This window comes from Bacillus cereus group sp. BfR-BA-01355, assembly GCF_022663675.1.
GTDB lineage: Bacteria > Bacillota > Bacilli > Bacillales > Bacillaceae_G > Bacillus_A > Bacillus_A thuringiensis_S.
Genome location: NZ_JAKUFY010000032.1, coordinates 23,411 through 46,589 on the forward strand (window position 1 = coordinate 23,411; position 23,179 = coordinate 46,589).

A 23,179-nucleotide genomic window follows, 5' to 3' on the forward strand; every position below is an offset into this window, starting at 1 on the left:
TGCAGAGTAAAGCAGTACATATGATTGCACGAAAGTAAAATAAATGCCAAATTGAAAGTGCATTTCAATAACATATTGAATACATGTCCAGCAATCGCTAGAAAACTAGGGTTTTTTTTAATTATAGGCAAATACACATACAAAGTGATAATTGTCCTACATAAATTATAAAGGAAAGGTAGTTTGAATCTGAGGAAAGGGGTGCCACTTCGGGATAGGGATATCCTGATAGTAATTGTGAATGAAGTTATGAAAAGGTTTTGTGTTATAGGCTGTAGGATGAATTTGTAAACTTGATTTTTCTATTTATTTTAGCAATTGACAGTATTAACCCATAAGAGAGCGTCATGACGAACTGATTAATGTGGTTAATCGGTTCTTTTTTTATAGTTTAAAAATGAAAAATTTACATATTAAATATGAATCTGAACTGATTAGAAAGGTGTAGCGTTGTCGAAATTTGTTTTAAAATATGCAATTTAAAGTAGGATAATAGGAAGGAGTTTAACGGGAGTTCCGTCGAAGTGTACAGAATGTCGGCATTTGAGGGCAGCTGGCATTATGCTATAAAAACATTTGGTGATGTAGTCATTTCATATAAAAGGGAGGGTTACTTGGGCGTATAGAAAAGGGTTGGTCTTCATTTTTAAGTTCTGAATTTTCTGTTTTATAGGTATTTTTAAGCACTCATTTGTATATTTTATAATAGTTTTTTGATAAATTCACTGCTTTTGCAGAGGATTCTTTTTTATGAAAGAAACGTCAATTTTCTTCATATATATATACAAATTGGAGAAATGGGGGAGCGCTATGCGCGATTACTTAATTAAACCACTTGTTGGTCAGCCGTATCCAATGATTTCACATGGAAAAGGTGTTTATTTGTATGATCAAAATGGTAATAAATATTTTGATGGTTCGTCAGGAGCAATTACGGCAGGTATTGGGCATGGCGTAAAGGAGATTGCAGACGTTATTAAAAAGCAAGCTGAGGAGATTGCTTTTGTTTATAGATCACAGTTTACGAGTGAACCAGCTGAAAAATTAGCGAAGAAGTTAAGTGATTTAAGTGTAGGAGATTTGAACTGGAGTTTCTTTGTAAATAGTGGTACGGAAGCAAATGAAACAGCTATGAAAATTGCAATTCAGCATTTTCAAGAGCGAGGTATTCAAGGTAAGCATAAAATTTTATCGAGATGGATGAGTTATCACGGTATTACGATGGGTGCGTTATCGATGTCTGGTCACCCACTACGTAGACAACGTTTCGTATCTATTTTGGAAGATTATCCGACTATACCAGCTCCATATTGTTTCAGGTGTCCTGTTCAAAAGGTATATCCAACTTGTCAGCTGGCATGTGCGACTGAATTAGAAAGATCAATTGAAAGAATTGGTGCAGAGCATATTGCTGCTTTTATTGCTGAGCCGATTATCGGAGCAGCTGGAGGCGCGGTTGTTCCGCCAAAAGACTATTATAAAGTCATTAAAGATATTTGCAACCATTACGATATTTTATTTATTGCGGATGAAGTAATGACTGGGCTTGGTCGTACGGGAGCATGGTTTGCGATGGAGCATTGGGGTGTAGAACCTGATATTATGACACTTGGTAAAGGGCTAGGAGCGGGATATACACCGATGGCAGCGACAGTTGTAAGTGATCGTGTTATGGAACCAATATTACGTGGATCACGTTCAGTAATGAGCGGTCATACGTTAAGTGCAAATCCATTGTCTGCAGCAACGGCTTTAGCTGTTATTGAATATATGGAGAAACATAATCTCCCTGAAAAAACAGCAGAAAAGGGAGAATATTTAATAAAAGGCTTACAGAAAGTTCAACAACAATCGACAATCATTGCTGATGTGCGCGGAAAAGGGTTGCTAATTGGAGTAGAATTGCAACCGTTTACAAAAGCGTCGGAGCTTATTTCGGTTGCAGCTAAAAATGGCCTGCTTTTATACCAAGCAGTTTCAGGGCAAGCAGGAAAAGAAGATAGTGCACTGCTAGTAGCACCGCCAATGACAACTACATATTCCGAGTTAGATGAATTACTTTCAATTTTCTCTAAAAGTGTGGAAGAGATGATGCAAAAAGGAGGGCATAGTATCGCATGACAACTATTACAAATACATTCGGTAAATTAAAAGAAATTGAGGAAGTAATTTCTTTGTTCCATGATGATATGACATTAATGTTTGGGGGATTTGGAGGGATTGGATCCCCTCCATCTTTAATACAGGCAATTTTAGAAAAAGGCGTTACAAATTTAAATTTGGTTGGAAATGACACTGGATTTCCTGATGTAGGTATCGGTCGTCTTGTTACAAATGAAAGAGTTAAATCACTAATTACTTCTCACATTGGCTCCAACCCAAATGCAGGAAGGCAACTAAACGAGGGAAGATTACAAATTGAGTTTTCTCCGCAGGGAACATTAGCAGAGCGCATTCGTGCTGGTGGTGTTGGTCTTGGTGGTGTTTTAGTTGATGTAGGTGTTGATACGATTGTGGAAGAGGGAAAACGAACGGTTGAAATGAATGGTAAGACATATTTAGTTGAAACAGCATTAACTGCTGAAGTTTCAATTGTATATGCGAAAAAGTCAGATCCGTTTGGTAACCTTGTTTTTGACAAAAGTGCACGAAATATGAATCCTCACGTAGCAATGGCTGGGGATATAACAATTGTAGAAGCAGAAGAAATAGTCCCGCTAGGAAGTTTAGATCCAGAGGAAATCGTCGTTCCAGGTGTTTTCGTAAATTATATTGTACCGTCGGAAGGAGTGAACTGGAAATGGGTATGGGCGTAGAAGTGAGAGATAAGATTGCTAGGCGAGCGGCGAAAGAAATACAAAATGGCATGATTGTAAATTTAGGTATTGGCATACCATCGCTTGTACCAAATCATTTGCCTGACGATATAAATGTTATGTTTCATGCGGAAAATGGAATCGTCGGAATGGGACCAACACCAAGTAAAGGGAATGAAGATGAAAATTTGTGTAACGCAGCAGGTTTACCAACTTCTCTTATAACAGGAGCGAGTTATTTCGATAGCTGTACAGCGTTTGGTATGATTCGAAAAGGTTTGCTAGATATAACGATTCTTGGTTCATTACAGGTAAGTGAAAATGGTGATTTAGCAAACTGGATTGTACCTGGAAAACGTGTTCCAGGCATTGGTGGAGCAATGGATTTAGCACAAAAAGCGAAGCGGGTCGTTGTTGTGATGAATCATGTTGATAAGTATGGAAATGCAAAAATTGTTTCAGAGTGTACATTGCCATTAACTTCAAAGAAATGTGTAGATTTAATTATTACTGATATGGCGGTCATGGAGGTAACTCCGAGTGGACTTATATTACAAGAATTAATGAGTCCATACACAGTAGAAGATGTAAAACGACATACAGAAGCTGATTTTCAAATTAGTTCTAACTTACTAGTAATTGAATGAAGGGAGATGTAATATGTGGAGCAATTAAAAAAGCAAGTTTGTGATTATATTGAGAGTCATGAAGAAGAAAGTGTAAAATTTTTAAAGCGATTAATTCAAGAAAAGAGCGTATCTGGTGATGAAAGCGGTGCGCAGGCGATTGTGATTGAAAAATTACGTGAATTAGGTTTAGACCTCGATATTTGGGAGCCTTCTTTTTCTAAAATGAAAGGTCATCCTTATTTTGTATCACCCCGTACAAGTTTTTCAGATAGCCCAAATATTGTAGCAACTTTAAAAGGAAGTGGCGACGGGAAATCTATGATATTAAATGGGCATATTGATGTAGTTCCGGAAGGGGATGTGAATCAGTGGGAACATCATCCTTATAGTGGTGAGAGAATAGGAAATCGTATATATGGCCGTGGAACGACGGATATGAAAGGCGGAAATGTCGCACTCATGCTTGCGATGGAAGCGATTATTGAATCTAGCATTGAATTAAAAGGAGACATCTATTTTCAAAGTGTAATAGAAGAGGAAAGTGGCGGAGCAGGGACATTAGCAACTATATTACGAGGATATAAGGCAGATGGTGTCATTATTCCAGAACCTACTAATATGAAGTTTTTCCCGAAACAACAAGGTTCCATGTGGTTTCGTCTACGTGTAAAAGGGAAAGCAGCACACGGTGGAACGCGTTATGAAGGGGTTAGTGCAATTGAAAAAAGTATGTTTGTTATAGAACATGTAAGAAAGCTAGAGGAGAAAAGAAATAGTCGAATCACAGATCCGTTATTTAAAGGAATTCCGATTCCAATTCCAATTAACATTGGGAAAATTGAAGGAGGGAGTTGGCCAAGTTCTGTTCCCGATGAATTAATTTTAGAAGGAAGATGCGGTGTTGCGCCGAATGAGACTATAGAGGCGGCAAAAGAAGAATTTGAGAATTGGATTGCTGAATTAAATGATGTGGACAATTGGTTTGTTGAAAATCCAGTAGAAGTAGAATGGTTTGGAGCGAGATGGGTTCCTGGTGAATTAGAAGAAAATCATGAACTTATTACCGCACTTCATCATAACTTTGTTGAAATCGAAGGGAACGAACCAATTATTGAAGCATCTCCTTGGGGGACTGATGGAGGTTTATTTACACAAATCTCAGGTGTACCAACTATAGTATTTGGTCCAGGAGAGACAAAAGTAGCACACTATCCAAACGAGTATATAGAAGTTGATAAAATGATAGCTGCCGCAAAAATTATTGCATGTACATTACTAGATTGGTGTGAGGTGAAAAAATGAAATACTATGAATCTTTTAGAGAACAGACGAATTGTTATACAGTAGAAGGCGTTTTAGATTATTTTAATAAACGTATCCGAGTAGACCACTATACAGGAAATGTTGAAAGTATTATACAGACAATTGACGAACTAGCAGAGAAACATTCTTTCACTAAATGTATTATTAAAGGAAAGGGAGAGCATGTTTCAACATGGCTCTCTTTCGGTTTTTTGTTGGAAGCAACGATACCTCATTATTTTCAAGGACACGATGCATACTTTTTTGTGAAATATAATAATGATGAAAGACGAAATAGTATGCATTGGACTGAGGAAGATACTATATTAAGCGGTGTAAAAGGAAAAGAAATAAAAGAAAAAGTAGTTCCAGAGAAATTTCTGCTGAGAAAAGCGACTGAAGAAGATGCAGAAGAATTAGCAACTGTATTCGGAAAAGTATTTGAAGTGTATCCGACACCTTTAAATGAAGCGAGTTATGTATTACAGACGATGAAAGAAGACGATACAATTTACTACGTGTATGAATTTGAGGGGGAAATTATTAGTACAGCATCTGCAGAAATGAATATAAAAGAAGGGAATGCAGAATTAACAAATTGTGCTACTTTACCTGAATATCGTAAACATGGATTTATGAAAAGTTTACTAATTAAATTAGAGGAAGAGCTCCGAGAAAAATCTATTTTCTGTTCCTATACAATTGCTCGATCGCTTTCTTTCGGAATGAATGCTGCATTTCATCAATTAGGCTATACGTATACAGGAAGACTGGCGAATAATTGCTACATTTTCGATAAGTTGGAAGATATGAATATATGGGTGAAAGATTTATCTAGCTATTCGAAAGCAGTAAAAATTCCGCCTCAAAATTCGGCTGTAAAGCAAAATAGTTAGGTGGAGCTGGGTGTTCGAAAAAGCCGTACTAATTAAAATATAAAATTGATCAAAATTATAGAACGGAATCGTCATGCTTACAATCGCACATAGGTATGCCGAAAATTCGGCATGTAATTGCTGGATTTTCGGCAAAAGGGGGGATGACATTGCTAGCAGTTTCGACACAAGAAGTCATTGAAGCGATTTTGGGCAGCATTGATGAGGCTATACACGCTGTAGATGAAAATGGAATTACAATATTTTATAACTCTGTAGCTGCAAAACACGATGGATCCAAGATTGAAAAAGTGTTAGGGAAGCATTTGTTAGAAGTGTTCCCGTCTTTATCAAGGGAAACGAGTACATTGATGAAAGTATTAGATACAAAAAAACCTATCGTACATCAAGTACAGCATTATCAAAATTTAAATGGTGAAGATGTTTGTACAGTAAATACGACGTTACCTATTTTTATAGATGGGAATATTGCCGGGGCTGTTGAAATTGCAAAGGATTACTCTACAATTCAAAAACTTACTGACACAATTGTTGATTTACAGTCGAAAATAAAACGGTCATCTAGAAAAAAATTGATTAAAAAGCATGCTGCATTTGAGACGATAGTGACAAATGATACGCGGTTTAAACAGACGAAAGAGCTAGCACAAAAAGTAGCACCAACAGACGCAAATGTTTTAATATATGGTGAAACAGGAACAGGAAAAGAACTGTTCGTACAAGCAATTCATGAAGCTTCTAAAAGAAAAAACAAGCCATTTATTGCACAAAACTGTGCAGCTTTACCAGAGTCGTTATTAGAAAGTTTATTGTTTGGAACGACAAAAGGAAGCTATACAGGAGCGATTGAAAGAGCTGGGCTATTTGAACTTGTTGATGGTGGTACATTATTTTTAGATGAACTGAATTCAATGCCTCTTGATTTGCAGGCAAAAATGTTACGAGTGTTAGAAGATGGAGTCATTAGAAGAATTGGTGATAATAAGACGAGAAAAGTAGATGTTCGCGTTATTACCGCAATGAACCAGCCTCCAGAAATATGTTTACGAGAGAATAAAATTCGCACTGATTTATATTATCGCTTAAACGTATTTTCATTATATATCCCACCGCTTCGTGAAAGAACTGAGGATGTACTATTATTAGCATCTTATTTTTTGAAAGAATATAATAAAAGTTATAAAAAAGGTGTACTTCAAATTGATGAGGAAGCGAAAGATAGACTGCAAGCTTATCAGTGGCCTGGAAATGTCCGGGAGTTAAAACATACGATTGAACATGCTGTCATAATTGCAGAAGGTAATACATTAACAGCTAATTGTTTACCGCGTACATTTCGGAAAGAGAATCTTCCGAAGAAGAAGAGCATATTGCCACTTAGAGAAGCACTTCATCAAACAGAAAAAGAATTAATAGATCAAGCGTTGATTGAAACGGAAGGGAATATATTACAAGCCGCAAAAATGTTAGGTATCCCTCGTCAAACGCTTCAATATAAACTGAGCAAGTACGACAAAACCGCCGAATAATCGGCGGTTTTTGTGTGTTTGCACGAATAAAAGAGCGTTTACATATATAAAAAGTAATGAATATAATGTTAAGTATTGATTTCATACAACGCTTAAAAATATTTTTTCGCTTATGTAATAGGGTTCTCCGCACATTTACTTATCAACAATGTAAAGTTGGCATAACTATTGCTTATATAAAGGATGAGCGTATAAAAAGGGGGAATAGCAATGTTACATGATGTATACAAACCAAATCGTCACTGGAAGGATATCGAATTATGGAAAGATGTTACTGAAGAGCAATGGAATGATTGGGTTTGGCAATTAACGAATACGATCAAAACGTTAGATGACTTAAGAAAAGTAATTAACTTAACACCTGAAGAAGAAGAGGGCGTTAAAATTTCAACGAAAACGATCCCGTTAAACATTACACCGTACTATGCTTGGCTAATGAATCCTGATGATCCACGCTGTCCGATTCGGATGCAATCAGTACCGATTTCGGAAGAGTTATATAAAACAAAATATGATTTAGAAGATCCGCTTCACGAAGATGAAGATTCACCAGTTCCAGGGCTAACACATCGTTATCCGGACCGTGTACTATTCTTAGTAACAAATCAATGTTCTATGTATTGTCGTTACTGTACACGCCGTCGTTTTAGTGGACAAATTGGAATGGGTGTACCGAAGAAACAATTAGATGATGCGATTGCTTATATTAGTGAAACACCACAAGTACGAGATGTATTAATCTCCGGTGGTGATGGACTTCTAATTAACGATAAAATTTTAGAATATGTATTAAAAAATTTACGAGAGATTCCGCATGTTGAGATTATTCGTATCGGAACGAGAGCACCAGTAGTATTCCCACAACGTATTACAGAAAATTTATGTAACATTATTAAAAAATACCATCCAGTATGGTTAAATACACATTTCAATACATCTATTGAAATTACTGAAGAATCGAAAAAGGCATGTGAAATGTTAGCGAATGCTGGTGTTCCAGTCGGAAACCAAGCAGTAATTTTAGCTGGTATTAACGACAGCGTTCCAATTATGAAAAAACTTATGCATGACTTAGTAAAAATCCGTGTACGTCCATATTACATTTATCAATGTGATTTATCTGAAGGTATCGGTCACTTCCGTGCACCAGTATCTAAAGGTCTTGAAATTATTGAAGGTTTACGTGGACACACATCTGGTTATGCTGTTCCGACATTCGTTGTTGATGCGCCAGGTGGAGGCGGTAAAATTGCACTTCAACCAAACTATTTAATCTCACAAAGTGCAGATAAAGTTGTACTTCGTAACTTTGAAGGTGTTATTACGACGTATCCAGAGCCAGAGAGCTATATTCCAGGAAGAGCGGAAGGATACTTTAAAGAGATTTATCCGAACTACGAAGAAAAACGTTCAGATGTTGGTATCGCAGGTCTTATGAGCGATAAGAAATTTAACCTCGTTCCAGACGACTTACAGCGTATGAACCGTCGTAAAGACTACGAAGATAATGATACTCATGCATCTTTAAAAGATAAACGTGATAAGCGTGATCAATTAAAAGATAAAAAATATCAAGCACAAATGGCTAAATTAGAAGAAAACGACAAAAAAACTGAGGGTGATGCAGTATGAATTGTATGTGGTGTGACAGTACAGAAGCGAAAGAAAGCTTGAATACTGTATATTGGGAATTACCAGATGGTACGAAAGCCATTGAAATCCAAAAGACACCATGTATTTCTTGTTCCTCGTGCGGGATGGACTATCAATCAGACCATACAGTAAAAGAAATTGAAGATCAGTTATTTTTAATTTATACGAAAGATTTACCAAAACAACTAACATATGAAGAATTAATGGGAAGACCACGTCTATTAAAAAGAAATTACTTCGACTTTTAACCAGCTTTTATGCTGGTTTTTTTCTTTTTTGCCTTGTATAATGTACCCAAGTTAGAAAGGTAGGGAATATTTTTGAAAAAGACATTTTACCATTATATGATGAAGCATCGTGCAGCTTTATTTAGAAATGAAATTTCAGATTTAGCAGAGGCGATGTATGATGATTTAAGTTTTCCGAAGCAATCTGAAGACTATGATGAAATTAGTTCATACTTAGAGTTGAGCGGAATGCTAGAAAGTATGTCTATATTTGATGAAGCCTGGGATTTATACATACAAGATAGATAAAAACTATTTGAAAACATACAGAATACATTACTTTATTTAAAGTGAAGTATTCTGTATGTTTTTTTATTGATTTGAAGCTAGTCTAGTTACTAGCTTTTCTTTTGAGTGTAACGTAAATTTTATAAGATTATAATTTTTATTGAAAAAATTTATGAATATAAGCTTCTGTGATAAGCGTTTTTATGTAGGTTGCATATACTGTTATCAAAATCACGACGTCAAAAAAAGGAGAGATAGAGATGGCAAGAAAAAAACAACCTAAATATAACGTAGGGGACATAGTCGTGATTACGCTATATGGAACCGTTGGGAAAATCACAAATATGAAGGTTTTAGATGGAGTTTATGTATACGAAGTCAATAATCACGATGGATTTTACGTAGAGCAAACGCTGCAGCACGTTACAGAGCAAGATATGAAGAAGGGCGATACGGAGTGGATTGAATTAAATTATAATTTCACGTTTGGTGATCTTGTGCAAGTAACTGGATATGATAAAGATGTTTTCCGTATTGTTGGTTTTCGTACAGAAGTATGGAGATATAAGAATGACGCATGGGAAGATACAATTTATGAATTGTCACGGATTACGGATGGTGAATGGTTAGAAGCGGATGAGTCAGATTTAACGTTACTTGCCAATGCTCAAACGGCAAATGCAATTTTGAAGAAACTGAAACAAGATAAAGCAGGTATGAATAAATTAGATTTAGGTAAGTTAAAGTCAATTAACAACTCGAAAAAAGTGAGTGTTAAGACGAATCGTCAAGAAATCATTGATGGATTACTTGATATTTATAACGATTATCAATTATTGTTCGATACATTTAAAGATGAAGAATATAAAATTGTAATGGATGTTGTTCATAATTATTTAGTTAAATTGACAGAGAAAAAATAGTTAACTAGAAAGAGAGAATAAATTGAACAACAACATATGCAGTATAAGGTATGCCTACAATTATTAAAAAAATAAAAAGCCACTTTATAAGAGAGTCTGCCCATTGATCTTCATGCATGAACTCTTCTTTTGTTTGTCCTACTTCATATTGATTTTCCATTATTATTTCCCCCTTTGAATAGCTTGTACTACAATCGTATGCATCTCGTCCAAAGCTTATGACCTATAAAAAAATAAAATCTATTTTTCTAATCTCATATACATAATTTTGAGATTTTTTCATAAAACAGAAATAAAGGAGTGATGCTCATGAAGGAAATTGAAGTCGTGATTGATACGGAAGAGATTGCGGAGTTTTTTTATGAGCAACTAATTGAAAGAGGGTACGTCCCGAAACGAGAAGAAATTGAAGATCTCGCAGATATTACATTTGAGTATTTATTAGAGAAATGCATGATTGATGAAGTTTTTGATGAAGAGGATGAATGAAAGTAACGACGGGCATAACTCGTCGTTTTTTTACTCTTTACAAACCTGTCACAAATATAGTCAATAATTATTGGTATAATTAAAATGAAATTTTACTCAAGAGGTGAAGGGATGTTCAAAAAAATTATTGATTCTTTATTAGGAAAGAAAAAATATCGTTCGTATTCAAGTAGTGATTACCGTCGTAGAGGGCGCTCGTATTCAAGTAGCGATTATAAACGACGTTCATCTGGTTATGGACATCAACATTATAAAAGAAAACGTAAAAGCCGTAGCTTCTTTTCAAGTAGCTGATGAAATGGCGTCGTGTACTAGCATTATTTGATAGACCACTGCGGAAAAATACAATTGTTGCAGAACGTTATAAAATTGAATCAGTAATTGGAATGGGCAGTTATGGGGTCACATATGTCGTTAATGATTTACAAGTAAATAGATATAAAGTCTTAAAACAATTAAGACAAAGTAAACAAAGATATGAGTCTGGTAGAAAATCATTTGAACAAGAGAAAATGATTTTACAAACATTAAATCATCATGCAATTCCTAGTCTGTATGATCATTTCATATGGGAGAAAAAGAGCTTCTTTGTGATGGAGTACATGCCTGGTAAAAATTTTGAAGATTATATTTTCATAGATGGGTATGTATATACAGAACGTGAAGTTTTTGAGATTTTATATGAAATATTAGAAATTGTATCGGTGTTTCATAGTGAAGGCATTATTCACCGAGATTTACGCATTCCAAACATATTAATGAAAGAAAATCAAATTAGTATTATTGATTTTGGATTGGCTAAATGGAAAGGTGAGGGTGATGAGAGAGCTACAACTTACGAAGGTGAACAAGCTTTGATGCGAGAAGTCCACTTTCGTAGCGACTTTTATGCACTCGGTCATTTCTCGTTATTTTTATTATATGCAGGATATGAATCTAATGAAAAACAGGAAAAACCATGGTACGAAGAATTAACTTTGGAAAATTATAATCGCGAAATGCTTATGCGAATGTTACAAATAAAAACGCCGTACTATGAGAATGTACAAGATTTAAAACAAGATGTAGCTTCTGCTTTAGAAAGGATGGAGACTCCATGTTTCAAAAGTTTTTAGCAAGCGTTGGTATTGGGAGTGCAAAGGTAGATACTGTTCTTGAAAAAGATGAGTATATTGTTGGGGAAGAAATAGTTGGAAAGGTTCATATAACTGGAGGTTCAGTTAGCCAGCAAATTGAAAGCATTTACTTAACATTATCGACGTCGTATGTACGAGAAGTGGATGATAAAAAAGTAACAGCAACGTATGATTTAGAGCGAGTACGCTTAACAGAACCATTTTCTATAGAACCGAATGAAAAAGTTGAAATTCCATTTTCTTTTCCAATGCCAATTGAAGCACCACTTACACTTGATATGAAAACGGTTTGGATTCATACAGGTCTTGATATTAAACATAGTATAGACCCAAGTGACCGCGACTACGTTCAAGTGTTACCCAATGCATTATTAAGTAGTGTTTTAGATAGTGTAAATGAATTAGGGTTTAAAGCACGTCATATAGAATGTGAAGAATTACCGCATCGATTACGTAAGCAAGTTCCATTCGCACAAGAATTTGAGTTTATTCCAGTTTCTGGAGAGTATTATGGGAAATTAGATGAATTAGAATTATTAATCTTGCCACGTGCATACGATCGACTAGAAATTATTATGGAAGTAGATAGAAAATCTCGTGTTTTAGCTGGATTATTCGCTGAGGCGCTTGATCTTGATGAGAAGGTGATTCGTTTTACCGTAACAAGAGAAGATATCCCTGAGATGAAGCAAAAAATTAATAATTATATTTTTTAATAAACTATGCATAAAAAAGAAATGGAGAGGAAAACTAAAACAACCGCTCCATTTTTTTGCATAGTGAGGTTATGTATGTGAAACGATATCGACATTTATACTTGCTAAGTTTTACGTTACTCATTTGTTTTGTCGTATTATCACTTTCGTATCATACCGCTTGTATTGAGAATTTTGACAATATAGTCGCACATTTTATTCAAAGCTTTCGAAACGATTATTTGACGACCTATTTTACTTGGGTGTCTTTTATCGGTTCCAAAAGGATATTTTTCCCATTACTCATTATTCTTGTAATGTATTTTCTCGTTAGAAAAAAGTTGCTTAGTGCATTGCTTCTAACAATTAATTACTACGGATCTCGTTATTTAAACAGTCTGCTTAAACTATGGTACGAACGAGCAAGACCTGATGTTACGCAGCTTGTTACTGCAACTGGATATAGTTTTCCGAGCGGTCATACGATGAATGCTACGGCTTTTTTAGGATTTATTGCATACGTCACAATTACTGAAGATCGTATTTCGTTGCATAAAAAATTGCTAATTATTCTTATAGCAAGCTTTGTTGTATTATCTATTTCAGTTAGCCGAATATATCTTGGCGTGCACTATCCATCTGACATATTAGCAGGATGGGCAGCTGGCGGTAGCTGGCTCGTTTTATGTGTTATATTCCATAAAACGTTCATAAAAAAAGAACCTATGTCATAATAGGTTCTTTTTTCATTGGCTCAACATGAATGTGTGCATGGTAAATTCCAAACTTTTTGCGAAGCATAGCTTCGATGTTGTCGGTAATACAGTGACTTTCTCCAACATCCATACGAGCATCTACTTCAATTGTAATATCAACGTACGTTTGATTCCCGTACATACGTGCTCGAATATCTACAATGTTTTCCACACCGCCAATATGCTCAATAGCATCAGCGTATTCCTCCATTTTATCAGGATCAATTCCATCTGTTAGCATATGAGAAGATTCTACGAAAATCTCCCATGCAGTTTTACAAATAATAAGACCAACAATTAAAGCGGCAATAGGGTCTAAAATAGGCATTTGGAACTGAGAACCGACAATACCTACTACAGTACCGATACTTACGAGTGCATCTGATAAATTATCTTTTGCAGCAGCTTCTAGTGATTTACTTTTTGTTCGTGCTGCAATTTTTTTCGTATACAAATACACGCAGTACATAACGACAGCAGAAAATAAAGCAACCCATGCAGCGAGTACATTAGGTGCTGCTTGTTTCGGATTTAAGAAAGATTGAATGGCACTAATAACAACTTCTAATCCGACTGTTGCCATAATGAAGGACGCAACAAGTGATGCGATTTGTTCGGCCCGTGAATGCCCATACGGATGATCTGGGTCACGAGGTTTACGAGATATTTTTAGACCAATTAATATCGCTAAAGAAGCACCGATATCCGTTAAGTTATTTAAACCGTCAGCACGTAATGCGCTAGAGAGGGTAATATAACTGATGATGATTTTCATAGAGGATAAAAATATGTAGGCCATAATGCTGACAATAGCACCTTTATCAGCTTCTTTATGAGAAAGAGTATCCATTTTAATCACTCACCTTTCTTTAAAGGAATTTCTTTCTATAAATAGAGTATCAAACGAAAGTCGTGTGGGTCTATACAAACATTGTTGACGTTTTATAGCTTTTTAAGAAGGGGATAACAAAGTTTCGTGAAGGAAAAATATGTTGAAAAGTACAAAGTCAGGGTGTGAACCTAATTAGAGTTTATTTACTAAAGAGATAGGAGGGTAGATGGATGAAGAAGCGAATACTTTTCTTACTATGTACTATTCTTATAATGACAGGGTGTAATTCATTAAACGATGAAAAACATCAAAAGATAATTGTGAAAACAGATGAAAGCCCTCTGAAAAATATTTTCCAGAGGGCTTTTATTTTAGTATGCTTCTAAAAACTCAGTAACTTGCTCTTCAGTTTTTGCATTAGCACTATGTAAGTGGCCTAGCTTCTCACCATTTTGGTATACAAGTAAACTTGGAATACCCATTACTTGATACTCTTCAGCGATACTTGGAAACTCATCTTTATTAATAGAATACCATTCAAATTTATTGAACTCTTCCATTACATCTCCGATAAAGTTGTCCATACGTACGCAATCTGGGCACCATGTAGTAAAGAACTTAACAACTACTGGCTCCTCGCTTGCGATGATGTCTTTGAATTCTTGTTCTGTTTTAATTTCTTTCATAAGTAAAACTCCTTTCAATATTACACGAATTTATATGCAAAATTCGTATTTGCAAACATGTTGCAAACTTATTATTTGTTTTTTAGTTTTGTAGTTCGTTCACACTTATAAAACTGTATTTTAAATTGTATATAACATGACTGCACTTCTAAGTGTGAAAATAACGGAACCTCACTTTTCTTTATAAGCTTTTTCCAGGATTGTGTCAAACTTCTGAATTTTATACAGCAATTAAAGAAGCCCACACTTTGATTGAGTGTGGGCAGAGTGACTAAAATTAATCGCTTATTAATTTCGAATAGATATTTAAATCGATAAGCTTTCCAGCTGATTTTTCGCTCTTTCTCAGAGTCCCTTCAAAAGTAAAGTTTAATTTTTCTAATACCTTTATGGAATTTACATTTGTAGGTTCAACTTTTGCTTCAACACGATATAGTTTTAAATGTGTAAAAGCATAATCTAATAAAGAGGATATTGCTTCAGGGGCATATCCTTTACCCCAAAATTTTTTTGAAATATCATAACCAATCTCAGTCTTTGAGTTTTCAAAATCTAAGGAATTATAGCCACATGAACCGATAATGTGATTAGATTCTTTTTCAATAATAGTAAAACGTATAGCTTTATTATTTTGAGCGAGTTCGTTAAGAAATTGAATCATATCTTTTGCCTGGCTTTCATCGGTGAAATTACTTATATTCATGAATTTAGTAATATCAGGATCAGACCATATTTTAAACATACTTAATGAATCAGATGCTTTCATTTGCCTTAAATATAATCGTTGTGTGTGTAGTTCAGTAATCAATACTTTTACCTCCGTTATGTTGTAAGAATAGGTAGTTTAAAAATATTGATATCTGCGCATAATTCAGTCCCTTCTAGATTAATTAACTTTTATTATACAAGAAAATTACTACAGTGAACAAAGGCGTTAATTGGTTTAGCTATTTTCTATAATTGATGGAATCAGAGAGACAAAGGAACATGGTTTCAGTGGATTTAAAGATTTTAGCCCGCTATTTGTGAGCAGTAAGACCCCACCTTAAAATTCAGCAGAAGCAAAGAAGTTAGGTGGGGGTCGGGCTGCCCGTAAAAGCCCGATTGGTGAGGGCTAATAATCAGTGGGGGATGAACACCCCCCATTGATTAGAGTTTCACTTTATTCAATTCTTTAACAAACCCCTTATCTGGAAATTAAAGAACGCCTTGGGAGAAAGGCGTTCCATGACCAAGGAATGTATGGAAAATGATACTAAATGATTCATAATGAGATGATCATAAGTATTGTATGTATTTCTCTAATGTATGTGAAGTCTTTATTTCATAATATCGAAAAAGAACATGCATATAAGCATGCTCTTTCACAAGAAAGATAGATTTCTATGAGTGGATGCCTCCATACAATAATATATGCTTGTCCAGTTAAAAGGTGAAAAGTTTTATTAAAATCGTTATTTCAATGGAGAAGCCCTAGGATTAGGAGGCTAGGGCTTCAAGTCATGGTATATCTCACACGAAATTATAAAAAGAAAAGAACGTACTGAAGATAACACATGAATATTTCATATTTTATTATAAAAACTGTATAAGGCTAGAATTTATATAAATGTAATGGAAATTAATTAATAAAAAATTTTATTAGGGATTTGCCTTAATCATTTATAACAGCCAAGAATATTTATAAAATATGACTGTAGAAACAGGTCCGATCTTTATAACGATGGAGGGAATTGGTGTGGACATAACTCAAAGTATGGCCAGAATAGTGGTTAATGGGAAAGATCTTCCGTTTACTTCAGTTAGAACTTCAATATGGAATCAAGGACCTGTAAATGATTTAATTGTTTCGACAAATCGGAGAGTCGAGGAGTTTTATCAATTTATGTGGTCACAAGTGCCAGTTACGCTCACAATGTATTTTCTTCAGGGAGCGGACTTGATGAGATTTGCTAGAATTGTTGGAATCAATTAAAGTGTAACGGGAGAATATATATATCATTTCTTTTGGGGATAAAATGAATTTAAAGCAGTTTAATAGCTGTTTTTTTATTTTATAGAGACATGATTCGAAGGCGAAGAATATGTATGGCTAGGAAGATTAGCTTAGATCGTGATATAGATAAATTATTATCGCTTCTGAGTTTTTAAAAAATTTTCAAGAAAATTGGGAGGTTCTAATTGGATATATATCAACGCTTGGTTATTAATAGGAAATATAATAAAGGTTAAAAAGTTTAATGGAAATTTATTTATTTTTTCGAATCATAAAATGAGCAATTTATGTGAAGAGAATAATGACTAGTGAGTGGTTTAATACATTTAAAGATAGGAACATAAAAAAAGCGGTGTTAGTAATATGTATTATACAAAACAATGTAGAGAAACGATCAATATATAGGTGTTATTTTTAAGGATGTTTATTTTTATAAGACAATATAATAAAGAAGGAACAGGTTAAGGGAAAGTTTGAATTTCTAACAGAGAGCTGTGTGATTAAATAGGATAAAAGTAATTATTTAATGTTGGGATAGGTTATAAATGGAGAACCAATTAAAAGAAATATTTGGTGCATTGATAGCAGCTATAGGTACAATAACTTCCGCTATTGGAAGTACACCGTTCTATTTTATAAGCAGTAATGTAAGGGAGAATCTGAATATATATGGAAACACATTGCAAGCAGTTGGTAACGCTTTAGAGGCTGATGGTCAAGGGGGAATTTCTCTTGAAAAAATTGGGAATGAAATCCAATCAATTGGTAATGTAACTGTAATATCAGGGTTAGTTATTGATTTTACAGATGAAACAAAAGTTAAATTAGTTATTTCTGGAAATTGGGCGCAGGCTTTAGGAGGACTTACAGCATTAGCAGATGAATTTGAAGATACTTCAGATAAGGATGAGTCTTTTAATGTTGTAGGAAACTTATTGCAAGCTATAGGAAATTCCTTGCAAGCGATTGGAGGAATATATGAGCTAAAAAGTATTAGAGGAGATCGGCAGGATAGTAAAGAAAATCTAGTAAATGATACAGGGGAAATTTTAGACAATCAAGCAAATAGTCAACCGGATAAAAAGAAAGAAGGCCAGTCAATAGATACCATAGGAAGTTGGATTCAAGCCGTAGGTTCTATATTTTCATTAATTGGACAAATACGTGAAGAAAGTGAGGAGTTAGAAGGGAGCGATAAATAGACTAGTTGTAAAAGAGCCTCACATATTGCGCATATTTGATAGTAGGAAATTTTTTTATTGAATGCTAAGTTTAAAATTATATGATGCAGTAAGTAAAAAGGGTTCAAGGAGTATTATTAGTTTAATAAAAAAGAGCGGTTAGCAAAAGCGAAAAGTTTTCATGAAAACTGGTAATAGAAACTGCTTTTTAGAAAAATAACATATACTTATTGAAAATGGAATACAGGAGTTCGTATTGTAGGTTTTGCATATGGCTATTCGTTCTCAGGAATTACACGTGAATTAGTAGGATTGTTAGTTTAGTAGTAATGAAACTTATGACGAATATTTCGATAGATGCCATTATCCAAGTGGTGTCTTTTTTTATTGTTAAGGAATAAATAAAAAAGAGAGTTTAAACCCTCTTTTTTATAATTATCTAACTATTATGCGCAAATTGGAATTCCTAATGCTATTAGAGTCAATGCTACTTGAAGAGAAAGTTCTAATCTAGCAATTTCGATTCCAGCAACTGAAATCACTAAAAGAGGTTGTCCATTAACGAACAAAACACAACTTTCCATGCTTACGCCTCCTTTCTAGTAATCTAATATAGTATATGGATTAAACTTAAAAAGTGTAATAGTTAAATGTATGAATTCAATATAATTAATAAATTAAACTATTATATTTAATAAATTAAAATTGACCTAACAGCTGCTTTTTTGTCACTTTATAAGAAGGGTCAGAATATATTAGAAGTATAAAAATTATAGGAGTGATAGATATGTTCTTTGCAAAGTTGCGTGGTAGAAATGAAGTTCCACCAGTAGAAACAGATGCTCGAGGAGAAGGTTTCTTTAAATTAAGCCGGGACGAGCTTAGCCTAAAATTTAAGTTGGATTTATTCGATATAGAGGATGTAGTAGCTGCACATCTGCATCTTGGATTAAAAGGAAAGAACGGTCCTGTTGTAGCTTTTTTATTTGGACCGATAACAAATCCAATTTCAATAGAGTGTGCAACTTTTACGGGAATGATTACTCAAGAAGATTTGGTCGGACCGCTAGTGGGTCAAACATTAGGCACTCTTATAAATGAGATTATATCTGGAAACATATATATTAATGTTCATACAGTACAACATCCTAATGGTGAAATTCGTGGACAACTAAATTATTGCTAATGAATTATGGCAGTAGGAAAATTTAGCGAGAAACAAAAAGCATCCGTTGAGTGTGCTTTTATTTAGAGAATGATATTTATATTGAAAATGTTTAACCTTAATAAGAGCTAGTGAATTAGCTTTTGCACTCACTGAAATATAGAATCATAACATATTTTGTAATAACTTATACGGAAGTGAGTTGAAAATCATGTTTTATTCATATTTTAATTCTCAAGCTGGCATGCGACCAGCGTATGGTACGTCTATAACGTATAGTGGAGCACAAAGTACAGTCCAAGCTATTCAACAAGCATTACAAATGCAAATGCAAATGCAGCAGCAAGGAGTACAACCATATTACTCATCCGTAGAGTATTTTTACCCAGTACATCATGTTACACCGTATGGAAGTTCTTTTCTTACTATTCCATATGGAACTGTATACAACTTATAACTAGTAAGGAATTATGTGGTGTATATAAATAAGGGTGCAGGTTAATAGCGCCCTTATGAACAATAAAAATAGCTAGTCCAAACCTTATAAATCAATCTTACATAATATGTAGTAATAAGTTTGAAAGGGGAATTAGTATGTCTTGTTATTACTACTGTAAGTATTGTAAGGAGTATAAAAAGAAGCACCATGATTGTTGTAAGAACACTAGTAAGTGCCATGATAACAAGGACAATCTTGTTAGAGCATCGGCATTTAGAGCTAGAAATACTGTGAATCAAAATGTTCCTGCTAATACTTTTGTGAAAGTGTTATTTCAAAATGAACAATTTGATTTAGCGAATGAGTATAATCCAGCAACATCTATTTTTATGCCGAAGACTAAAGGAGTATATTCTATTATTGGAACGATTGGTTTCTTTCCAAACGATCCAACTTTAAATTATAGAGCGCGTGTAGAAATTCGTGTGAATGGAAACGCAGCGATAGCTATAGATAATGACTTTTTTGGTCCAATAAGTTTTGGAAATGTAGTAAGTGTTTCGACGATTGTTCAATTGAATGCAGGGGATGAAGTTGAGGTTTATGCACAAAGTAGTATAGATGGAGTTTTAAGTCCTTTAGAAGATGGTGCACATTTTGAAGCAGCAAGATTTCCTTCTCCGATTAAATAAAGTCATTAAACATTGAGTTTACAGAAGCTTAAAGGTAAATCCTCACCGAAATGGTGAGGGTTTTTTACTCTATTAAAAATAGTAACAGGTCGTCCAAGCTATTCTAATCTATATAGCATACTATATAAAAATAAGTGTAAAGGGGGACTAACTATGTCTTATTATTACTGTAAGTATTGTAAAGATTACAAAAAGGAAAGTCATGATTGTTATAGAAAAAGTAGTAAATGTGATAGGAAGTATGTAAAGGTGAAGTGTTGTGATGATAAGAAAGAGGAGCTTGTAAGGGCATCGGCATTTAGAGCTGTGAATACAGTTAATCAACCTGTTCTAGCAAATACTCCTGTTAAAGTATTATTTCAAAATGAACAATTTGATCTAGCGAATGAATATAATCCAGTAACATCCATTTTCACTCCGAAAACTAGAGGGGTATATAGTGTATTAGGAAATATAACATTTTCTCCAAATGATTTTAATGTGAATTACAGAGCTAGAGTAGAAATTCGTGTAAATGGAAATCCAGCAATAGCGATAGATAATGATTTCTTTGGAACAGGAGTATTTTTTAATAATGATGTTTCAGTAACTACTATTCTTCAATTAGAAGCAGGAGATTCAGTTGAAGTTTTTGCAGAAAGTAGTATTGCGGGCGTAATTGTACAAAATGTTAATGGTTTAAATACGGTTCACTTTGAAGCGGCAAGATTTCCTTCTCCAATTAAATAAAACAGATCATTAAATGTTTTTTAGTAGGTTTAGTTAATCCCCTTACCAAATGGTGGGGGATTATTATTGTTTTTCTAAAATATATAAGTAAACAGGTAAAGTGTAGTTTAATTTGTAGAGGCTTTAACCTTATTTAGATAATGAAAAAAATAATATGTAAATAAGTAACATGCTTCTGAAAACTCAGTGTTAGTAAGTTTACTAGTTTTTTTATAGAACAAGAAAGACGAAATACATAAAAGATCGTATCATTACGTTTTTTCTTTACTATATAGAAATTACATATTGAACATAAATTTGTGTAGGGAATGCTAGTACACTGAAAAGAATAACATAAAGGCGATTACACTATATAAAAACAAAATCAATCCTAAGATGAGTAGTATTGGATGCAGCTTGAACATATTTGACCTCCTTGAGTACATAAAGAATTTTAATATATTGTTGGTCAATTTAGAAGGGGACGGTTACATAAAAAAAGAGCATACATAATAAGTACGCTCCAAAGAAAGATAGGTTTTATGAGTGGATAATCTCCATACGATAATATATGTCCTTTTAATAAAAACGTGTAAAAAATCAATGAATTATCAATGGAATATCATAAAATGAGTAATTTTAGTCTAGGAATGCAGTCATTTTCTTTCTCAGTTATTTTAGGTAACAAAGTTGTGAAAATCGTGCATTATGCGGACTAACAACGGGATAACGATCGTACTTCAGTTACATATTTCTTAAAGTCTGGATATTGCGTGATAGTTTGACATTTTGGGGTGCATAGTTGATTAATAATAGACACATTTGTAATTACTTCGTTACAAGGACCGAAAAATGTAACTTTTAGCTTTGAATTTGGTGGGATTTTGAACACGATAGGCTTTTTTTCCATGAAATCAGCTCCTAATATTGAGTATTATAATTTAATGGATATAGAGTCGTATTAGTATAATATGAAATTTCAGTGGATTTGCTTATAATAAAGAATTTCATAGTAGTAAAAGTGCTTAAAGATGTAAAAGGGAAATTGAGAATGCGAAATAAAATGTTTAATTAATATAATCAATAAATACGAAAATAGTTAATATAACTAATACATTTTTTAATTTGTTACATATCATGTTAGTAAGAATTGTATAAGGAGGTAGTATAAAATAGTGGAAGAAAATGTACAAGCTCAGCTTTCGCCACCGTGGATCACATATTTTAATGAATTAAAAAATTCAATAGGTGCTGATCCAACTGTTACAGTTGGGCCACTTATTCCTGTTGGTGGTAATTATATTATTTTAGTGCATGCGTTAAGTAATGAAAAAGCGAGAGCGTTAGCAACGTTTTTAAAATCTTTTGTACAATTTGGGAATGTAAGTGTGACAGTTATTGTAACGAATAATGAGAATGAAATTGTAAATCCATTTCCTTGTCCACTAGATGCATTTGAAATAGCTCATTTATTTCAAGTAGCACTAGAAAACAATCCTTATTTTGAACAAGTTGTGGTACAGCCTCAGTTCCCTGGCGGACCGAATGTTGTCTTTCCGGTGTTCACTGCGGAAGTCATTCAGTTTTTCAATGACGATATTTCTAACTTATGTCAAACGTTTACAGGTGTTGCTGCCAATGTATTTCGTGATGTAATGAATGATGAGGTTTGTGATAGCCCAATATTATTTTCTACAAGTTGTGTTATGAACAGTGAAAATACACAATTACAAAATAAAGATTTAACACCAAAATTGTTTTATTAGACTATAAAAAGACATTTTCAGTAATAGAAAATGTCTTTTTTATGCACCAATAGTGTTCAGGTTGGACAATTGTAGGTTAACAGGAATAATTTTCAATTAATTAAAATTTTTCTAAATCTCATATTTCATGGAAAGATAGTAATTTTGATTTAAGAATATATAGAAAATGAGGAATGATTTTTATTAACTGAAAGGGAATTGATACTGGAAGTTTTAAGTTAATATTATAAGAGGATTTTTTCTAATATCCGTAAAAATGATCAATACCTAAATTGATAGGATGAGACTACATAACAAATAGTAAGGTATATTTCGAATATGATAATATTTTTTGTGACATACATGTTAAAGCTAATAGAAATATTTCTGAAAGAGA

The 23,179-nt window shown here is 33.9% G+C and carries 28 protein-coding genes; 22 read left to right on the forward strand and 6 right to left on the reverse strand.

Annotation, left to right across the window (positions count from 1 at the left end):
- The first annotated feature begins 810 nt into the window (after positions 1–810).
- The 10 genes from MR167_RS13205 (at position 811) to MR167_RS13250 (ending at position 10,263) form a co-directional block, all read left to right on the forward strand.
- Positions 811–2,121, forward strand: a complete 1,311-nt coding sequence (locus MR167_RS13205; protein WP_001205879.1) for an aspartate aminotransferase family protein — start codon at positions 811–813, stop codon at positions 2,119–2,121.
- Positions 2,118–2,816, forward strand: a complete 699-nt coding sequence (gene atoD / locus MR167_RS13210; RefSeq protein WP_000208111.1) for an acetate CoA-transferase subunit alpha — start codon at positions 2,118–2,120, stop codon at positions 2,814–2,816. The genes MR167_RS13205 and atoD overlap by 4 nt, the downstream gene beginning before the upstream one ends.
- A complete protein-coding gene (locus tag MR167_RS13215; RefSeq protein WP_000525278.1) occupies positions 2,801–3,463 on the forward strand; it encodes a CoA transferase subunit B in 663 nt (220 codons plus the stop codon). The genes atoD and MR167_RS13215 overlap by 16 nt, the downstream gene beginning before the upstream one ends.
- A gap of 15 nt (positions 3,464–3,478) precedes the next feature.
- The gene (locus MR167_RS13220) at positions 3,479–4,747 is read left to right on the forward strand and encodes a peptidase (protein ID WP_000436696.1); all 1,269 of its coding nucleotides are present in this window, start codon (positions 3,479–3,481) and stop codon (positions 4,745–4,747) included.
- The gene (ablB, locus tag MR167_RS13225; protein WP_000878599.1) at positions 4,744–5,643 is read left to right on the forward strand and encodes a putative beta-lysine N-acetyltransferase; all 900 of its coding nucleotides are present in this window, start codon (positions 4,744–4,746) and stop codon (positions 5,641–5,643) included. The genes MR167_RS13220 and ablB overlap by 4 nt, the downstream gene beginning before the upstream one ends.
- A gap of 143 nt (positions 5,644–5,786) precedes the next feature.
- Positions 5,787–7,172, forward strand: coding sequence for an arginine utilization transcriptional regulator RocR (gene rocR / locus MR167_RS13230; RefSeq protein WP_014895234.1), 1,386 nt, complete (start codon positions 5,787–5,789; stop codon positions 7,170–7,172).
- Between the two features lie 210 nt (positions 7,173–7,382).
- Positions 7,383–8,804 carry a lysine 2,3-aminomutase gene (kamA, locus tag MR167_RS13235; protein WP_000902145.1) on the forward strand — a complete coding sequence of 474 codons (1,422 nt, stop codon included), beginning with the start codon at positions 7,383–7,385 and terminating at the stop codon, positions 8,802–8,804.
- Positions 8,801–9,073 carry a YokU family protein gene (locus tag MR167_RS13240; RefSeq protein ID WP_000995766.1) on the forward strand — a complete coding sequence of 91 codons (273 nt, stop codon included), beginning with the start codon at positions 8,801–8,803 and terminating at the stop codon, positions 9,071–9,073. The genes kamA and MR167_RS13240 overlap by 4 nt, the downstream gene beginning before the upstream one ends.
- Positions 9,074–9,145: 72 nt before the next feature.
- Positions 9,146–9,361 (forward strand): YozE family protein, encoded by a 216-nt coding sequence (locus MR167_RS13245; RefSeq protein ID WP_000750717.1) that lies wholly within the window; start codon positions 9,146–9,148, stop codon positions 9,359–9,361.
- A gap of 239 nt (positions 9,362–9,600) precedes the next feature.
- On the forward strand, positions 9,601–10,263 hold the full coding sequence (locus MR167_RS13250) for a hypothetical protein (protein WP_000101498.1): 663 nt from the start codon (positions 9,601–9,603) through the stop codon (positions 10,261–10,263).
- A 4-nt stretch (positions 10,264–10,267) separates the two neighbouring features.
- Here the strand turns inward: MR167_RS13250 and MR167_RS13255 are convergent, their stop codons facing one another.
- On the reverse strand, positions 10,268–10,423 hold the full coding sequence (locus MR167_RS13255) for a DUF3930 family protein (protein WP_000431485.1): 156 nt from the start codon (positions 10,421–10,423) through the stop codon (positions 10,268–10,270).
- A 149-nt stretch (positions 10,424–10,572) separates the two neighbouring features.
- Between MR167_RS13255 and MR167_RS13260 the strand changes: the two genes are divergently transcribed.
- The 5 genes from MR167_RS13260 to MR167_RS13280 all read left to right on the forward strand — a co-directional run bounded on the left by MR167_RS13260 (position 10,573) and on the right by MR167_RS13280 (position 13,317).
- A complete protein-coding gene (locus tag MR167_RS13260; RefSeq protein WP_000658451.1) occupies positions 10,573–10,752 on the forward strand; it encodes a YozD family protein in 180 nt (59 codons plus the stop codon).
- Between the two features lie 111 nt (positions 10,753–10,863).
- Positions 10,864–11,046, forward strand: a complete 183-nt coding sequence (locus MR167_RS13265) for a hypothetical protein (RefSeq protein ID WP_000473371.1) — start codon at positions 10,864–10,866, stop codon at positions 11,044–11,046.
- Positions 11,046–11,867, forward strand: a complete 822-nt coding sequence (locus tag MR167_RS13270; protein ID WP_000872072.1) for a serine/threonine protein kinase — start codon at positions 11,046–11,048, stop codon at positions 11,865–11,867. Before MR167_RS13265 ends, MR167_RS13270 begins: the two co-directional genes overlap by 1 nt.
- Positions 11,849–12,604, forward strand: coding sequence for a sporulation protein (locus MR167_RS13275; protein WP_242314798.1), 756 nt, complete (start codon positions 11,849–11,851; stop codon positions 12,602–12,604). The genes MR167_RS13270 and MR167_RS13275 overlap by 19 nt, the downstream gene beginning before the upstream one ends.
- Positions 12,605–12,681: 77 nt before the next feature.
- The gene (locus MR167_RS13280; RefSeq protein ID WP_002082842.1) at positions 12,682–13,317 is read left to right on the forward strand and encodes a phosphatase PAP2 family protein; all 636 of its coding nucleotides are present in this window, start codon (positions 12,682–12,684) and stop codon (positions 13,315–13,317) included.
- Here MR167_RS13280 and MR167_RS13285 read toward each other — a convergent pair.
- From MR167_RS13285 to MR167_RS13295, 3 genes are all read right to left on the reverse strand, one after another.
- Entirely contained in the window at positions 13,307–14,188 is an 882-nt protein-coding gene (locus MR167_RS13285) for a cation diffusion facilitator family transporter (protein WP_000380385.1), read from the reverse strand. The two genes, MR167_RS13280 and MR167_RS13285, sit on opposite strands and share 11 nt — an antisense overlap.
- 353 nt (positions 14,189–14,541) lie before the next feature.
- Positions 14,542–14,856: a thioredoxin family protein gene (locus MR167_RS13290; protein ID WP_000658787.1), complete on the reverse strand. Its 315-nt coding sequence runs from the start codon at positions 14,854–14,856 to the stop codon at positions 14,542–14,544.
- A 277-nt stretch (positions 14,857–15,133) separates the two neighbouring features.
- Positions 15,134–15,664, reverse strand: coding sequence for a GNAT family N-acetyltransferase (locus MR167_RS13295; RefSeq protein WP_000627265.1), 531 nt, complete (start codon positions 15,662–15,664; stop codon positions 15,134–15,136).
- Between the two features lie 882 nt (positions 15,665–16,546).
- On the opposite strand from MR167_RS13295, the gene MR167_RS13300 reads away from it, so the two are divergent.
- Positions 16,547–16,831: a hypothetical protein gene (locus MR167_RS13300; RefSeq protein WP_002082840.1), complete on the forward strand. Its 285-nt coding sequence runs from the start codon at positions 16,547–16,549 to the stop codon at positions 16,829–16,831.
- Positions 16,832–17,397: 566 nt separating this feature from the next.
- Positions 17,398–18,054 (forward strand): DUF6944 family repetitive protein, encoded by a 657-nt coding sequence (locus tag MR167_RS13305; RefSeq protein ID WP_106081175.1) that lies wholly within the window; start codon positions 17,398–17,400, stop codon positions 18,052–18,054.
- A 425-nt stretch (positions 18,055–18,479) separates the two neighbouring features.
- Here MR167_RS13305 and MR167_RS13310 read toward each other — a convergent pair whose 3' ends face one another.
- A complete protein-coding gene (locus MR167_RS13310) occupies positions 18,480–18,617 on the reverse strand; it encodes a DUF3956 family protein (protein ID WP_000443218.1) in 138 nt (45 codons plus the stop codon).
- A gap of 203 nt (positions 18,618–18,820) precedes the next feature.
- Between MR167_RS13310 and MR167_RS13315 the strand changes: the two genes are divergently transcribed.
- From MR167_RS13315 to MR167_RS13330, 4 genes are all read left to right on the forward strand, one after another.
- Positions 18,821–19,219 (forward strand): CHRD domain-containing protein, encoded by a 399-nt coding sequence (locus tag MR167_RS13315; protein ID WP_000464544.1) that lies wholly within the window; start codon positions 18,821–18,823, stop codon positions 19,217–19,219.
- Positions 19,220–19,409: 190 nt separating this feature from the next.
- The gene (locus MR167_RS13320) at positions 19,410–19,655 is read left to right on the forward strand and encodes a DUF3947 family protein (protein ID WP_242314800.1); all 246 of its coding nucleotides are present in this window, start codon (positions 19,410–19,412) and stop codon (positions 19,653–19,655) included.
- A gap of 137 nt (positions 19,656–19,792) precedes the next feature.
- On the forward strand, positions 19,793–20,329 hold the full coding sequence (locus tag MR167_RS13325) for a C1q-like domain-containing protein (RefSeq protein WP_014894775.1): 537 nt from the start codon (positions 19,793–19,795) through the stop codon (positions 20,327–20,329).
- A gap of 153 nt (positions 20,330–20,482) precedes the next feature.
- Complete coding sequence (locus tag MR167_RS13330) at positions 20,483–21,058, forward strand: complement C1q domain-containing protein (RefSeq protein WP_000122944.1); 576 nt, start codon at positions 20,483–20,485, stop codon at positions 21,056–21,058.
- A 694-nt stretch (positions 21,059–21,752) separates the two neighbouring features.
- On the opposite strand, the gene MR167_RS13335 is transcribed toward MR167_RS13330, so the two are convergent.
- Positions 21,753–21,947 carry a hypothetical protein gene (locus MR167_RS13335; protein ID WP_000412557.1) on the reverse strand — a complete coding sequence of 65 codons (195 nt, stop codon included), beginning with the start codon at positions 21,945–21,947 and terminating at the stop codon, positions 21,753–21,755.
- A gap of 265 nt (positions 21,948–22,212) precedes the next feature.
- On the opposite strand from MR167_RS13335, the gene MR167_RS13340 reads away from it, so the two are divergent.
- Entirely contained in the window at positions 22,213–22,803 is a 591-nt protein-coding gene (locus MR167_RS13340) for a hypothetical protein (protein ID WP_000392278.1), read from the forward strand.
- Positions 22,804–23,179: the final 376 nt, after the last annotated feature.

What these genes read in the sequence shown, in the direction of transcription:
- MR167_RS13205 (WP_001205879.1), top strand. Translation starts at nt 811, where the DNA reads ATGCGCGATTACTTAATTAAACCACTTGTTGGTCAGCCGTATCCAATG.
- atoD (WP_000208111.1), top strand. Translation starts at nt 2,118, where the DNA reads ATGACAACTATTACAAATACATTCGGTAAATTAAAAGAAATTGAGGAA.
- MR167_RS13215 (WP_000525278.1), top strand. Translation starts at nt 2,801, where the DNA reads ATGGGTATGGGCGTAGAAGTGAGAGATAAGATTGCTAGGCGAGCGGCG.
- ablB (WP_000878599.1), top strand. Translation starts at nt 4,744, where the DNA reads ATGAAATACTATGAATCTTTTAGAGAACAGACGAATTGTTATACAGTA.
- rocR (WP_014895234.1), top strand. Translation starts at nt 5,787, where the DNA reads ATGACATTGCTAGCAGTTTCGACACAAGAAGTCATTGAAGCGATTTTG.
- kamA (WP_000902145.1), top strand. Translation starts at nt 7,383, where the DNA reads ATGTTACATGATGTATACAAACCAAATCGTCACTGGAAGGATATCGAA.
- MR167_RS13240 (WP_000995766.1), top strand. Translation starts at nt 8,801, where the DNA reads ATGAATTGTATGTGGTGTGACAGTACAGAAGCGAAAGAAAGCTTGAAT.
- MR167_RS13250 (WP_000101498.1), top strand. Translation starts at nt 9,601, where the DNA reads ATGGCAAGAAAAAAACAACCTAAATATAACGTAGGGGACATAGTCGTG.
- MR167_RS13255 (WP_000431485.1), bottom strand. Translation starts at nt 10,423, where the DNA reads ATGGAAAATCAATATGAAGTAGGACAAACAAAAGAAGAGTTCATGCAT.
- MR167_RS13260 (WP_000658451.1), top strand. Translation starts at nt 10,573, where the DNA reads ATGAAGGAAATTGAAGTCGTGATTGATACGGAAGAGATTGCGGAGTTT.
- MR167_RS13265 (WP_000473371.1), top strand. Translation starts at nt 10,864, where the DNA reads ATGTTCAAAAAAATTATTGATTCTTTATTAGGAAAGAAAAAATATCGT.
- MR167_RS13270 (WP_000872072.1), top strand. Translation starts at nt 11,046, where the DNA reads ATGAAATGGCGTCGTGTACTAGCATTATTTGATAGACCACTGCGGAAA.
- MR167_RS13275 (WP_242314798.1), top strand. Translation starts at nt 11,849, where the DNA reads ATGTTTCAAAAGTTTTTAGCAAGCGTTGGTATTGGGAGTGCAAAGGTA.
- MR167_RS13285 (WP_000380385.1), bottom strand. Translation starts at nt 14,188, where the DNA reads ATGGATACTCTTTCTCATAAAGAAGCTGATAAAGGTGCTATTGTCAGC.
- MR167_RS13290 (WP_000658787.1), bottom strand. Translation starts at nt 14,856, where the DNA reads ATGAAAGAAATTAAAACAGAACAAGAATTCAAAGACATCATCGCAAGC.
- MR167_RS13300 (WP_002082840.1), top strand. Translation starts at nt 16,547, where the DNA reads ATGACTGTAGAAACAGGTCCGATCTTTATAACGATGGAGGGAATTGGT.
- MR167_RS13305 (WP_106081175.1), top strand. Translation starts at nt 17,398, where the DNA reads ATGGAGAACCAATTAAAAGAAATATTTGGTGCATTGATAGCAGCTATA.
- MR167_RS13310 (WP_000443218.1), bottom strand. Translation starts at nt 18,617, where the DNA reads ATGGAAAGTTGTGTTTTGTTCGTTAATGGACAACCTCTTTTAGTGATT.
- MR167_RS13315 (WP_000464544.1), top strand. Translation starts at nt 18,821, where the DNA reads ATGTTCTTTGCAAAGTTGCGTGGTAGAAATGAAGTTCCACCAGTAGAA.
- MR167_RS13320 (WP_242314800.1), top strand. Translation starts at nt 19,410, where the DNA reads ATGTTTTATTCATATTTTAATTCTCAAGCTGGCATGCGACCAGCGTAT.
- MR167_RS13325 (WP_014894775.1), top strand. Translation starts at nt 19,793, where the DNA reads ATGTCTTGTTATTACTACTGTAAGTATTGTAAGGAGTATAAAAAGAAG.
- MR167_RS13330 (WP_000122944.1), top strand. Translation starts at nt 20,483, where the DNA reads ATGTCTTATTATTACTGTAAGTATTGTAAAGATTACAAAAAGGAAAGT.
- MR167_RS13335 (WP_000412557.1), bottom strand. Translation starts at nt 21,947, where the DNA reads ATGGAAAAAAAGCCTATCGTGTTCAAAATCCCACCAAATTCAAAGCTA.